Source organism: Micromonospora inaquosa (genome assembly GCF_003857055.1).
In the GTDB taxonomy this organism is placed as follows: Bacteria; Actinomycetota; Actinomycetes; order Mycobacteriales; family Micromonosporaceae; genus Micromonospora; species Micromonospora inaquosa.
On the sequence record NZ_QGSZ01000177.1, the window covers coordinates 1 to 13,421 of the forward strand.

Below are 13,421 nucleotides of genomic sequence, written 5' to 3' on the forward strand. Positions count from 1 at the left end.
GGGCGGTTTGCTTGAGGGCGCTGGTGTAGAAGGTGTTGTAGAGGCCCATCCGCTGGTTGGAGCCGTTGGCGTAGGCGTAGCCGCCGGACTGGTACGCCCGACCGGCCACGACGTGCGCGTAGTTGCTGGCCGTCACGCAGACCGGCGGCGTGGTCGGGGTGGCCGTCGGGGTCGGCGTTGGCGTGGGAGTGGCCGTCGGGGTGGCCGTCGGGGTCGGGGTCGGGCCGGTCCCGCCACCGTTCAGACCGAAGAAGAGCGCGTCACGGTACGTCGAGCAGATGGTGTCCAGGAAGTACGCGCCGGCGGTGCCGCACTGTTCGGCTGCGGAGCCCGGGTCGACCGGGGTGCCATGGCCCATCCCGGAGATCCGGTAGAGCCGCACGTCGTCGTTGCCGTACACCTCGAGGCTGGTGTTGCCGGGCAGCGACGAGGTGCTGGTCGGGGTCTGCGACACGCCCCGCACGTTGGTCCACTGGTCGCGGGACTCGGTGCCGTTGAGCGGGGTGACAGTGGTGTCCGAGGTGCCGTGCCAGATCGCCACCCGGGGGCGCGGGCCGGTGTAACCGGAGTACGCGCCACGGACCAGGTTGCCCCAGGCGGCCGGGGTCTTGTCCGCACCCGGGTTCATGCAGCTGAACGCGTTGACCATGCTGGTGGCGCAGCGGTACGGGATCCCCGCGATGATCGATCCAGCGGCGAAGACGTCCGGGTAGGTGGCGAGCATGACCGCGCTCATCGCCCCGCCCGCGGAGAGCCCACTGACGTAGACCCGGGAGCCGTTCACCCCGAAGTTCGACTTGGCGTGGTCGACCATCTGCTTGATCGACAGTGCCTCGCCCTGGCCCCGGGTGGTGTCCCCCGCCTCGAAGAAGTTGAAGCAGGAGTTGGCGTTGTTGCTGGCGGGCTGCTGGGCGACGATCAGGGCGAACTTCCACTGGTCGGCGTACTTCTGCCAGCCGGAGTTGGCGAAGTAGCCGGAGGCGTTCTGGACGCAGCCGTGCAGCAGCACCACGGCCGGGGAGTTGGCCGGCAGGCCGTCCGGCCGGTAGGCGTACATGGCGAGGTTGCCGGGGTTGGAACCGAACCCGGTGACCTGGCTGAGGGTGGCGGCCTGGGCGGGTGCGGCGATGGCGACCACGCCAGCGGCGGCGAGGGCCACCCCGGCGACCGCACCGAGCAGCCGGGTGAGGATGGACGAGGAGCGGCGCACGGCGGCCTCCTGAGGGGCGGGCTGTGAACTGGGTCACTGTCGAGTTGCCGAGACGTTACGACGGTGTGTCGCCCCTATGACATGGGGCACACTCACACATTCACAACGGACGCTGTGTACGTCAGGCCGTCGACGTGGCGGCCCGAATCTGTCCCCGACGGTCCCGTCATTGCAGGTCTGACCGGCCCGTCCAGGTCCGGTTGGTAACGTCCGCTGCGTGCCGTCCTCCCCGTCGCTGGCCACCGGGCCCGCACCCGCGTCACCGCCGCGCACCGTCCGGGACCGCCGGGCCGACCTGATCGTCACGCTGGTGGCGCTCGCGCTCGCCGTGTGGGTGACCAGCGGGCTGTGGCGGGACCCGAACGTCCGCACCATCACCGTCAACTCCAGCGACCAGGCTCTGTTCGAGTGGCTGCTGGCATTCGGCGGGCACGCGGTCACCCACGGGGAGAACCCGCTCTTCACCTACCTGATCAACGTCCCGGACGGCGTGAACCTCGCGGTCAACACGACGATCACCGTGTACGCGGTGGTCTTCGCCCCGCTCACGTACCTGATCGGGCCGCCGGCGACGTTCCTGGTGATCCTCACCCTGAACCTGCTCGCCACCGCGCTGGCCTGGTACTGGCTGCTCTCCCGACACCTGGTGCGCAGCCACCTGGCCGCCGCTGTCGGCGCCCTGTTCATCGCCTACTCCCCCGGCATGGTGTCGCACGCCAACGCGCACCTGAACTGGACCGCCGGTTGGCTGGTGCCGCTGCTGATCTGGCGGCTGTTCGCGTTGCGCCGCCCGGGGCACTGGCTCCGGGACGGGATGATCCTCGGCGTGCTGATCGCGGTGGCCTTCTCGATCGCCGCCGAGGGGCTCTTCTTCACCGCGCTGGCGCTGGGGGTGTTCGTCGCCATCTGGGCGCTACACCCGGCCAACCGCGGGGAGGCACGTGCCGCGCTGCCCAATTTCCTGCGCGGGCTCGGGGTGACCGCCGTGGTCGCCGGTGTGCTGTTGTCGTACCCGTTGTGGTTGCACTTCGCCGGGCCGCAACGGTTCCACGGCACCGGCTTCGACCCGGTGATCCACTCCGAGGACATCGCGGCGTTCGCCGCCTTCCCGCGTCGCTCGCTGGCCGGCGAGGTCGGGTTGGGCACCTCGCTGGCACCCAACCCGACCGAGGAGAACTCGTTCTTCGGCATCCCACTGCTGGTGCTCACCGTGGTCTGCTTCGTCGCGCTCTGGCGGCGTGCCGACCCCGGTCGCCGGGCCATCCTCTGGGCGCTCGGCGTCCTCGCGGTGATCTTCACGGTGCTCTCGTTCGGGCCGGTCGCGAAGATCGACGGACGGCGGACCGACCTGCCGATGCCGTTCGACCTGCTCGGCCAACTGCCGGTGGTGAACGCCGCGCTGCCCGCCCGGCTGGCGCTGGTGGTCGCGCCGGTGATCGGGGTGCTGCTGGCGTACACCCTCGATCAACTGCGCGCCGCGCCGCCCCGGCACCGCTCCGCGGAGCTGGCCTGGTCGGTCGGTTTCGTGGTGGCCCTGCTGCCGCTGCTGCCCACCCCGCTGCTGACCGACGAGCGGGAGCCGATCCCGCGGTTCATCACCTCCGGCACGTGGCGGGAGTACGTCTCACCCGACGGGGTGCTGACCCCGCTGCCGCTGACCGTGGACATCTACCCGGACGGCCAGCGGTGGCAGGCGTACGCGTTGTCGCACCGGCAGGGCGAGTTCGCCATCCCCGGCGGCTTCTTCCTCGGGCCCGGCGGGCCGGACGGGCGGGGCCGGATCGGTCCGGTGCCACGCACCCTGAGCGCGTTGATGGACCAGGCCGGCCGCACCGGGATGGTCCCCATCGTCACCGACGGCACAATCCGGGAGGTCCAGTCGGACCTGCGGCACTGGCGCATCGAGACGGTGGTGCTCGCCGATCAGGTGCACGGTGCGAAGCTCGCGGTCGACGAGGAGGCACTGCGGCGTACCGGTACCGCCCTGTTCGGCGAGCCGCAGCGGGTCGACGACGTCTGGCTCTGGCGAATCCCGCCCGCTGACCGGTAGGCCACGGCCCTCGACAAACCGCTGAACGTCGACAACCACGGCGCGACCGACCGGGGCGTCGTGACCGGCCTCAGTGGCATCTAATGGGGCGATGAGAACGACGGGCAGGCGACTACGGCGCGGGGCCACGGTAGGTATCGCGCTCGCGCTGGTGTTGCTCAGCGCACCACCCGCCACCGCCGCGACGAACACCGCCGCGACGAGCACCGCCGGAACGAGCACCGCCGCTGCCGGCGCCGGTGGCGTGGTGCCGGCCCGGGTGCACCAACCGTGGCTGTGGCAGGCCACCGTGGGGCAACGCCCGACCGGCCCGGCCGCGCTGGTCTTCTTCACCAGCCGCACCCGTTACCTGGAGTCGACCGGCGTGCTGGTCGGTCGAGACGGCGGTTACCGGCTGATCCCGCTGCACGTCGCCGAGGAGCATGGGCTGCTCTCCCCCGACGGACGGCACTACCTGCGCCCGTCCGGCGAGTTGCTGGACCTCACCACCGGCCGGCAGCACCGCCCGCTCCACACCGGAATGCGGCCGCTGGCCTGGTCGCCGGACGGGCAGCGGGTGCTGAGCACCCGCAGCAACAACGACGAGGTGATCAGCTTCGGGCCGGACAACCAGCAGCTCAACAACCCGGAGAAGCCCGACGACCTGCTCGTCCTCGACCCGTACCGGGGCGTCGAGCAGGTCGTCGCGGCGGGCACCTTCGCGGCGTACGCAGCTGCGGCCTGGTCACCCGCCGGCGACCTGGTGGCGGTCACCGGCGCGCCCGACGAGGCCGCGACGATCGCCGCACGCCAACGGCTGATGGTCATCGACCCAGCCAGCGGCATTCCTCGCTGGCGGGTCGAGCTGGGCGATCGGCGGATGCTGGCCGGCCCGGCGGCCTGGCATCCGGACGGCCGGCGGATCGCGCTGCTCGCCTTCGACGGCTGCGCCGGCCTCGGCTGCACGGCCGAGCAGACCGCGGCCCGCACCTGGCGGATCGAGTTCCTGGACGCCGCCACCGGCCAACCCCTGGGGGAACCCCTGCCGGTTTCCGCGTCGACCACGGAGATCGTCGGGTGGCGCGGGAGCGACACGGTGGTGAAACAGTCGATCGAGGCGGACCGCGACGAAGACCGGCGAGCCGTCCTCGCCGCGTTGTCGCCCGGCGGCGGCCGGGAGGTCCTGGTGACCGCACCGCCCGGGTCGACCGACCTGGCGGTGCCGGGCGAACTGCTGACCCGGGCCGCGTTCGGTGGCCCGGAGCGCCGGCCGTCGCCGTTCGCCGCCCCGCTCTGGTGCTATCTCGCCGTGGCCGTGCCGACGTTGCTCGTCGTCGCCCTCGTCCTCCGCCGCCTGCTTCGCCGCCGCGTTGCGACCGGCGCGGCTGCGGCATGACGCCGAACGGCCGCGCCGGGCAGGCCCGGTCACCCGACGGGCCGCGACCCGGCAGCGGCGGCGACAGCGGTGGTGATCTTCGTCGGTGAGGCGGCTCACCAGGGAAGATCGCCTCCGACGGGACTACGCTGGGGCCGTGACAACGACGACCCCCGGCCTGACGGCCGTCCGCGCCGGCCTGCTCGACTACCAGGCCGCCTGGGACGAGCAGCGGCGCCTGCACGAGTCGGTGGTGGCGGGCGAGCGCGGCGACACCGTGCTGCTGCTGGAGCACCCCAGCGTCTACACCGCGGGTAAGCGCACCGAACCATGGGACCGGCCGATGGACGGCACTTCGGTCGTCGACGTGGACCGCGGCGGCAAGATCACCTGGCATGGGCCGGGTCAGCTCGTCGGTTACCCGATCCTGCGCCTGCCCGACCCGGTGGACGTGGTCGCCTACGTGCGCCGGACCGAAGAGCTGCTCATCGACGTGTGCGCCGAGTTCGGGTTGGCCGCCGGCCGGGTCGAGGGGCGCAGCGGGGTCTGGGTGCCCGAGGACGACCGGGGGCCGGCCCGCAAGGTGGCCGCCATCGGCATCCGGGTGGCCCGGGGCGTCACCCTGCACGGGTTCTCGATCAACTGCGACTGCGACCTGACGTACTTCGACCGGATCGTGCCCTGCGGCATCCGGGACGCGGGCGTCACCTCGCTCACCGCCGAGCTGGGTCGCCCGATCAGCGTCGCCGACGTGCTGCCGGTGGTCGAGCGCCGGCTCGCCACCCTCGTCACGGTCTGAGACCCGGCCGCGCGCCGGGTGACCGAAGGTCGCCTACCCTCGGTCGGGTGCAGATCGATCTCGTCACCGTCGTGGTCACCGAGTACGACCCGGCCATTGCCTTCTTCACCGGCGTCCTCGGTTTCGAGCTGGCCGAGGACACCCCGTCGCTGACCAACGACGGGCGGCCGAAGCGCTGGGTGGTGGTCCGCCCGCCGGGCGGCGGCACCGGGCTGCTGCTGGCCCGCGCTGACGGCGAACGGCAGCAGGCCGCGGTGGGCGACCAGACCCACGGCCGGGTCGGGTTCTTCCTCCAGGTCGACGACTTCGACGCCACCTACCGCCGGATGACCGACGCGCACGTCGAGTTCGTCAAGCCGCCGCGCACCGAGCCGTATGGCCGGGTCGCCGTCTTCCGGGACGTCGCCGGGAATCTCTGGGACCTGCTCGGTCCCGCCTGAGCCCCGCCGGCCCTCTCCACCCGATCGAGTGGGCCGGCAGGGCACCCTCCTACGGCGTCAGGCGGTGCAGGTCGCGCGGGAACGCGGTGACCTCCCGGATGTTGGCCGCGCCGACCAACCGGGCCACGAACCGTTCCAGACCGATGGCGAAGCCACCGTGCGGTGGCATGCCGTGCCGGAACGCGTCCAGGTAGCCGACGTACGGCTCGACCGGCTCGCCCCGGGCCGCCAACGCCGCCAGGTAGTCGGCGTGCCGGTGCAGCCGCTGCCCGCCGGTGACCAGCTCCAGACCACGAAAGAGCAGGTCAAAACCGTTCGAGTACGCGGGCCGCGCCGGGTCCGGGTGGGTGTAGAAGGGCCGCTTCGCCATCGGGTAGCCGGTGACGAAGAGGAAGTCCGACCCGTGTTCGCGCAGGGCCCACTCGCCGAGCGCCCGTTCGTGGGCGGGCGCGAGGTCCGGCTCGTCGACGGGCGCGCCGGCGATCGTCAGCGCCTCGGTGAAGTGCACCGCCGGGATCTGCGCCGGCACCTGCGGCGGCGTGACGCCGAGCGTCGCCAAGGCGGCGCCGGCCCGCTCACCCACCACTTCCAGCATTCCGGCGAGGGTGTCGCGCAGCACCCGCATCACGTCGCGGTGGTCGGCGATGAAACCCAGCTCCGCGTCGAGCGACGTGTACTGCGCGAGATGTCGGACGGTGTCGTGCGACTCGGCCCGGAAGACCGGCCCCACCTCGTAGACGCGTTCGAAGACACCGACCATCAGCTGCTTGTAGAACTGCGGCGACTGCGCCAGGTACGCGGGCCGCCCGAACCAGTCCAGCGCGAACACGTTCGCCCCGCTCTCGGTGCTGGAGCCGACCACCTTCGGCGTGTGGATCTCCACGAAGTCGTGGGCGTCGAGTGCGACCCGGAACCCGGCCACCGCGGCCGCCGAGATCCGCAGCGCGGCGGATCGGGTGGGGTGCCGAAGCGCGGTGGGCGCGTTGTCCAACTGGGTGGGCAGGCTGGCGGTGAGCGCTGGCCGGTACAGGTCGAACGGTGGCGGTGTGGCGGGTGGCCCAAGTGGACGTACCGTCGGGTCGGTCAGCTCGACCCCGGCGGGCGCCGTGCCGTTCGCGGTGGCCGTCGCGGTGACCTCGACGACCGTCTCCTCGGTGAGTTTCTCCAGCTGGGCGCGGGCGGCCGGGTCGGTGACGACCACCTGGGCCAGGCCGGCGGCGTCCCGCACGATCAGGAAGGCCACCGACTTGAGCAGTCGGCGGCGGTGCACCCAGCCGGCGATCCGCACGGTCGTGCCGATCCTGGCGGGCAGTTGGTGGGACAGGGTTCGTTGCATGGCGGGCTGCTCCTCGGTCGATCGCCACGCGGTCGCCGCCCTGGGGAAGCGATGCGTCGCATCAGCCCCAGGCAGGTGTGGGCGAGCGGGAACCTCGCGGTGCCACCACACCTTCACCCCCACCGAAGCGGGGGCCTCGTTCGTCGCCTGATGACCGGGGCCAGCCGGGCGGGCTCTACTGGGCGGTTCGCCGTTCTACCCGCAGCTCGGGAGGGTCTTCGCGCACCGGTGCCAGACCGCCTCTCAGCACCGGCGGCTCTCTGCACTGGCGGGTCGGGCGCTACTTGGCTCCGTCATCGCTGTTGGCGGAGACCGTAGCACCCGATCCCCCCATCTGTGACGCACTTTTTCGACCGGCCGGTGTCCGGCGTCACAACGTTCGGGGCGTGACGCCGGTCGCCTGACGCACATAGACACCTGCCGTCCGGCGTAGGCTCGTTTTCGTGACGATCGAGCACTCCGCGCCGACGACTGGCCAGGCAGCGCGCACCGCAACGGCGGCCCCCGAGGGGCGGCGACTGCTGCGGATCGAGGCGCGCAACGCCGAAACGCCGATCGAGCGCAAACCGCCATGGATCAAGGTCAAGGCCAAGATGGGTCCGGAGTACACCCAGCTGCGCGGGCTCGTCTCGCGCGAAGGGCTGCACACCGTCTGCCAGGAGGCCGGCTGCCCCAACATCTACGAGTGTTGGGAAGACCGGGAGGCCACCTTCCTCATCGGCGGTGACCAGTGCACCCGGCGCTGCGACTTCTGCCAGATCGACACCGGCAAGCCGGCCGAGTTCGACGCCGACGAGCCGCGTCGGGTCGCCGAGTCGGTGGTCTCGATGGGGCTGCGCTACGCCACCATCACCGGTGTCGCCCGTGACGACCTGCCCGACGGCGGCGCCTGGCTGTACGCCGAGACCGTCCGACAGATCCACGCCCTGCAGCCCGGCTGCGGTGTCGAGCTGCTGATCCCGGACTTCAACGCCGTCCCCGAGCAGCTGGCCGAGGTCTTCGGCTCCCGCCCGGAGGTGCTGGCGCACAACGTGGAGACCGTGCCGCGCATCTTCAAGCGCATCCGCCCGGCGTTCCGCTACGACCGTTCGCTGGACGTGATCCGGCAGGCCCGCGCCGACGGCCTGGTCACCAAGAGCAACCTCATCCTCGGCATGGGCGAGGAGCGGGCCGAGGTTTCGCAGGCGCTGCGTGACCTGCACGACGCCGGCTGCGAGCTGATCACCATCACCCAGTACCTGCGCCCGTCGCCCCGGCACCACCCGGTGACCCGCTGGGTCAAGCCGGAGGAGTTCGTGGAGCTGCGCGAGGAGGCCGAGGAGATCGGCTTCGCCGGGGTGATGAGCGGGCCGCTGGTGCGTTCGTCGTACCGGGCCGGTCGGCTCTACAAGCAGGCGCTCGACGCCCGCGCCGCCGCCCCGGTCGCCGCCGCCGGCTGACCCGCCGACAGCGCCGCGCGGACCGCGCGGCGCCCGGGTGTCATGATCGTGCGATGACCGCCGGGGTACGCGAGCAGCCGCGCGGCGCGGATCACCCGCGTCCGCGGCCGGGTGTGCGCCTCGGGCTGGTCGGCTGGCTCACCGGCTTGGCCGTACTCGCCGGGATCGGCTACCGGGTCTGGTTGCTGGCCCACGCCGCGCCGCCAACAAACAGCGACGAGGCCACCATGGGGTTGGCCGCGCTGCACATCGCCCGGTTCGAGGGCTTCCCGATCTGGTTCTACGGCCAGCAGTACATGGGCACGCTGGAGGCGTACCTCGCCGCGCCCGTGTTCGCCCTGGCCGGTGGGCCGTCGCTGCTCGGGCTGCGGTTGCCCACGCTGGCCCTGTACGCACTGTTCCTGCTGCTGGCCTGGCGGTTGACGCTGCGGCTGACCGGGGACCGGTGGTTCGGGCTGCTGGTGGTCGCGCTGCTGGCGCTCGGCTCCGACCGGATCGTCAAGAACCAGCTGATCGCCGGCGGCGGCTACCCCGAGATGAACGTGGCCGCCGCGGCGCTCGCCCTGCTCACCGTGGGCCTGGCCTCCGACCGACCGGGGCCACGAACGGCCGACACCGGGCAACCCGACGGCCGGTCGGCCGACGCAGGGCGACCCGGCTGGCGGTTGGCGCGCTGGGCGGCGTGGGGATTCCTGGCCGGGCTGATGCTCTGGGTCGACCCGCTGGTGTTGCCGTACGTCGCGGCGACCGGGGTGGTCCTCGTCGGGTTCTGCCGCCGGGAGCTGTGGGGTGCCGCAGGGGCGCTGCTCGGGGCGGCGGCTGTGCTGGGGGCGGCCCCGCTGCTGCTGCACAGCCTGTTGACCGGGCGGAACCCGCTGCACGCCGTGCTCGCGGCCAGCGGTGCGAACGTCAGCGCGGGCTGGGTGGACCGGCTGCACGGCGGCCTGGCGCTCGGCCCGGCCCTGGGTATGGGCTTCTGCGCCCCCAGCCAGTGCGCCACCTGGCAGCTGTGGTGGGCACTCGTCCTGCCGTTGCTGCTGGTCATCGCCGCCGCCACCGCCTGGCGGGCCCTACGCCGATCGCCCGCCAGCCCCGCCGCCGCCGGCCCTGTTTCTGCCGCCCCCGGCGCGGTGTCGCCTCGGGTGTCGGCGGCGGTCCGGCTGGCGCTCGTGCTGGCCGCGGTGGCCACCCTCGGCGCGTACACGCTGAGCAGTGCCGCCGGGCTCACCCCGGTGGAGAGTTCCCGCTACCTGTCCTGCCTGCTCATCTCCCTGCCGGCGCTGCTCTGGCCGGTGTGGACGGTGGCACGGCACGGGCTGCGACCGGCGGTGACCGGCCGGCGCGGTGTCGGCTCGACGCTGGCCCGGTCGGTCGCTGTGGTGTTGCTCGCCGCCACGCTGGGCACCGCCGCCCACGCCACCTGGCGGGCGGCGGAGACCGTCCCGGCGACCCGGGCCGCCGAGGCCCGGCACACCGAGTTGGTGGCCACCCTTCGTCAACTCGGCGTACGGCACGTGCGCGCCGGCTACTGGACCTGCAACCGGCTCACCTTCGCCAGTGCGGAGGAGGTGGTCTGCGCTGTCGTCGACGACAACCTCCGCCCCGGATTCGACCGCTACCCCGCGTACCGGCGGGAGGTGGACAGCGCGGCCGCACCCGCCTGGGTCGCACCGGCCGGCTCGCCGCTGGCGGCGGTGCTCGACGAGCGGCAGCGGGGCACACCGGGCACCCTCGACCTGGTCACCATCGAGGGCTGGCGCATCTACCTGCCCCGCTGATCTCGGCGCTGCGCGTCAGCGCGGCGCGGTGGCCTCGGTGAGCAGGCCGAGACGGTGAGCCAGGGCGGCGGCCTCCACCCGGTTGGTCACGCCCAGCTTCGCGATGATCCGGGAGACGTGCACGCTGGCCGTCTTCGGTGAGATGAACAACTGTTCGGCGATCCGGCTGTTGCTGTGCCCCTCGGCGACCAGCCGCAGCACCTCCCGCTCCCGGGCGGTCAGCAGGTCCGCGCCGGCACCACCCCCGGTCGCACTGCGCAGGCCGACCCGCCGCGCCAGGGTGGCAGCCGCCTCGACCAGCGGCGCCGCACCCAGCCGCCGACCGATCTCGGTGGCCTCGGTGACCGCCGCCGCCGTCTCGTCGCGTTCCCCGGCGGCGGCCGTCACCTCGGCCAGCGCCAGCAGCGCCCGGCCCAGCGGGTACGGCTGCCCGTCGGCCCGCCACGCGTCGACCGCCGCACGCCACGCCGGCAGCGCCTGGTCGCCGACCGCGAGCAGGGCGGTGACCTGGGCGGCGTGCGCCCGGGCCGCCGGGTGCCGCGCCGGCAGGTCGCTGGCGAGCGCCGCCACGGCGGTTGCCAGCTCCCGGTCGCCCACCCGGGCTGCGGTACGCGCGGCGGCGCTGAGCACCGGCCAACCCTCCCGGGGCAGTTGCGGAAGGCTCCCGTCGGCCACCGCGACGTGGGCCGCCCGCACCGCCTCGACCTTGTCGTCCGCGGCCAGCGCCGCCTCGATCGCCAGCTCGTGCAACGGCAGGCGGTGGTTCGGCCACAGGTACGGCCGGCCGAGGAAGGTGAGCGCCCGGTCGACCAGCTCGTCGGCGCCCGGATGGGCGCGGGCCAGCCGCAGCCCGGCGCCCAGCTGGAGCCAGTGCAGCCCGGTGACGCCGGACAGGTCGATCCGGGCGGCCTCCGCGCAGACCGCCTCGGCCTCGTCCCACCGGCCCAGCGCGATGAGCGCCTCGGCGCGGTTGGAGAGCAGGTACGCCCCGGTGGAGCGGCTGATCCCGACCCGGCGCGCCTCGGCCACCCCGGCCTCGGCGGCCCGCGCGGACTCGGCGTAGCGGCCCAACTCGCAGAGCATGTCCGACTCGAACACCATGGCGGCCACCAAGGTCGGCACGTCTCCTGCGGCACGGGCGGCGGCAGCCACCTGGCCCAGCTCGGCCAGCCCTCCGGTCAGGTCTCGCTCGCCGTGGCAGAGCAGCGCGATCCTCGTCGACAGCAGGGCCACCTGTTCGTCGAGCGCCTCGGCGTCCGTGGCGGCCTCGGCGGCCACCCGGGCCGCCTTCTTCGGGTCGATCTTGACCAGGTGGGTGGCGATGTCGGCGAGCAGCCGGACCCGCTCCACGCCGGGCGGGCCACCGGCCGCCAGCCGGTACGCCTCATCCAGCTCGCGGCTGCCGTCGCTCTTGCCGAGCAGGGCCATCAGTCGACCCCGCTGGTCCAGCAGCCGGGCGGCGCGCAGCGGCGCGGCGTCGGCGTCCACCTCGGCCAGCCCGGCCCGGGTCAGGGTGATCGCCCGGCTGAAGTCGCCGGCGGTGACAGCGGCGTCCAGGGTCTGCTCCAGCAGCGCCAGGTGGTCCATGCCGAGCAGGTCGGCGGCGTCCGGCACCAACTCCCACAGCTCCAGCGCCCGCTCCAGCAGTCGGCGCTGCTCGGCGTACGCGTACCGGTCGGCGGCGGCGGCCGCGGCGGCTCGTGCGGCGACGAGGGCACGCGGGTGGTCGTGCGCGGCGTGCCAGTGGTGGGCGATCTCGGCCGGGGCCCGGCCCGCGGCGACCAGGTGCGGTTGGGCCTCGATGGCGGCGGCGAAGCGGGCGTGCAGCCGGGCGTGCTCACCGGGCAGCAACTCGTCGTGCACGGCCTCGCGGACCAGCGCGTGGCGGAACTCGTAGTCACCGTCCCGGTCGGCCACCACCAACTGGGCGGCGACGGCGGCGCGCAACGCGTCCTCCAGCTCGGCCTCGGGCAGCCCGGCGACCTCGGCGAGCAGGTCGTGGGCGAACCGGGTGCCGCCGGCGGCTGCGATCCGCAGCACCCGCTGGGCCGGCTCGGGGAGCCGGTCCACCCGGGCCAGCAGCAGGTCACGCAGCGTCTCGGGGAGCGCCACGCAGCCGATCGGGTCACCGGCGACGGCCAACTCCTCGATGAAGAAGGGGTTGCCCTGGGTGCGGTCGTGGACGTCGTCGACGGCACGGGCGAGCGGCTCGGCGCCGAGCAGGTCGGCGAGGATCGCGGCGGTGCCGTCGCGGTCCAGACGGCCCAGCTCGACCCGCTCGACACCACGGGCCCGATCCAGCTCGGCGAGGAACGCACGCAGCGGGTGCCCGCGCTGCAACTCGTCGGTGCGGTAGGTGCAGACCAGCAGCAGCCGGCCCGGCCTCGCCGCCCGGACGAGGAAACCGATGAGGTCGCGGGTGGAGCGGTCGGCCCAGTGCAGATCCTCGATGATCAGGACGAGCGGGCGAGCGTCGGCCAGCCGCTGGAACAGCTCGGCGACCAGGTCGAACAGGTAACCGCGCGGGGCGTCGCTGAGTGCGGCGGCACGCGGTGCGGCCAGCGCCACGGAGGTGCGGCCGAGCTCCGGCAGGAGCGGGGCGAACTCCGCCTCGTAGCCGGCGAAGACCTCGGGACCGTCGGCGCGGAGCACCGCGCGCAGCGCGGCGGCGAACGGCGCGAACGGCAGACCTGCCTCGCCCAGCTCCAGGCACTGGCCGACGAGCACCCGTGCCGCGCCGTCGGTGGCCCAGCCGGCGAACTCCTCCAGCAGCCGGGTCTTGCCCACGCCCGCCTCGCCGCCGACCAGCACGGTGGTCGGCTCCCCGGCGCGCGCCCGGCCCAGCGCGTCCCGCAGCGCGGCGGTCTCGCGGTGGCGCCCGACGAGGACGGAGCTGGCGGCGCGTACGGTCACGTGTTCGAGCATGCCATGGCGGCGCGCTCCGCCGGCCCCGCCGATCGGCCGGTGGCCGGGCGGCGGGGCCGGATCGGGTCGAGCGGCCAGCCCGGCGGGCGC

General features: G+C 73.5%; 9 protein-coding genes. 6 read left to right on the forward strand and 3 right to left on the reverse strand.

The features are described from left to right. On the reverse strand, window positions 1-1,210 hold a 1,210-nt coding region (locus DLJ59_RS10305; RefSeq protein ID WP_124772278.1), incomplete at its 3' end, for an extracellular catalytic domain type 1 short-chain-length polyhydroxyalkanoate depolymerase. 217 nt (window positions 1,211-1,427) lie between these two features. On the opposite strand from DLJ59_RS10305, the gene DLJ59_RS10310 reads away from it, so the two are divergent. The 4 genes from DLJ59_RS10310 to DLJ59_RS10325 all read left to right on the forward strand — a co-directional run bounded on the left by DLJ59_RS10310 (window position 1,428) and on the right by DLJ59_RS10325 (window position 5,853). Next, window positions 1,428-3,260 carry a DUF6311 domain-containing protein gene (locus DLJ59_RS10310; protein WP_124772279.1) on the forward strand — a complete coding sequence of 611 codons (1,833 nt, stop codon included), beginning with the start codon at window positions 1,428-1,430 and terminating at the stop codon, window positions 3,258-3,260. Between the two features lie 91 nt (window positions 3,261-3,351). Continuing rightward, window positions 3,352-4,635: a hypothetical protein gene (locus DLJ59_RS10315; RefSeq protein WP_124772280.1), complete on the forward strand. Its 1,284-nt coding sequence runs from the start codon at window positions 3,352-3,354 to the stop codon at window positions 4,633-4,635. Window positions 4,636-4,771: 136 nt separating this feature from the next. Further along, window positions 4,772-5,413, forward strand: coding sequence for a lipoyl(octanoyl) transferase LipB (gene lipB, locus DLJ59_RS10320; protein WP_124772281.1), 642 nt, complete (start codon window positions 4,772-4,774; stop codon window positions 5,411-5,413). 47 nt (window positions 5,414-5,460) lie between these two features. Then, window positions 5,461-5,853 (forward strand): VOC family protein, encoded by a 393-nt coding sequence (locus tag DLJ59_RS10325; protein ID WP_124772282.1) that lies wholly within the window; start codon window positions 5,461-5,463, stop codon window positions 5,851-5,853. A gap of 49 nt (window positions 5,854-5,902) precedes the next feature. On the opposite strand, the gene aspS is transcribed toward DLJ59_RS10325, so the two are convergent. Next, complete coding sequence (gene aspS, locus DLJ59_RS10330; protein WP_124772283.1) at window positions 5,903-7,189, reverse strand: aspartate--tRNA(Asn) ligase; 1,287 nt, start codon at window positions 7,187-7,189, stop codon at window positions 5,903-5,905. Between the two features lie 443 nt (window positions 7,190-7,632). Between aspS and lipA the strand changes: the two genes are divergently transcribed. After that, window positions 7,633-8,628, forward strand: a complete 996-nt coding sequence (gene lipA, locus DLJ59_RS10335) for a lipoyl synthase (RefSeq protein WP_124772284.1) — start codon at window positions 7,633-7,635, stop codon at window positions 8,626-8,628. A gap of 53 nt (window positions 8,629-8,681) precedes the next feature. Continuing rightward, window positions 8,682-10,406 (forward strand): hypothetical protein, encoded by a 1,725-nt coding sequence (locus tag DLJ59_RS10340; RefSeq protein WP_124772285.1) that lies wholly within the window; start codon window positions 8,682-8,684, stop codon window positions 10,404-10,406. A gap of 15 nt (window positions 10,407-10,421) precedes the next feature. On the opposite strand, the gene DLJ59_RS10345 is transcribed toward DLJ59_RS10340, so the two are convergent. After that, complete coding sequence (locus DLJ59_RS10345) at window positions 10,422-13,319, reverse strand: helix-turn-helix transcriptional regulator (protein ID WP_244235944.1); 2,898 nt, start codon at window positions 13,317-13,319, stop codon at window positions 10,422-10,424. Window positions 13,320-13,421 lie beyond the last annotated feature (102 nt).

Excerpts from the sequence above, each read along its gene's own strand:
- aspS (WP_124772283.1), bottom strand. The coding sequence starts at position 7,189 with ATGCAACGAACCCTGTCCCACCAACTGCCCGCCAGGATCGGCACGACC.
- DLJ59_RS10340 (WP_124772285.1), top strand. The coding sequence starts at position 8,682 with ATGACCGCCGGGGTACGCGAGCAGCCGCGCGGCGCGGATCACCCGCGT.
- DLJ59_RS10315 (WP_124772280.1), top strand. The coding sequence starts at position 3,352 with ATGAGAACGACGGGCAGGCGACTACGGCGCGGGGCCACGGTAGGTATC.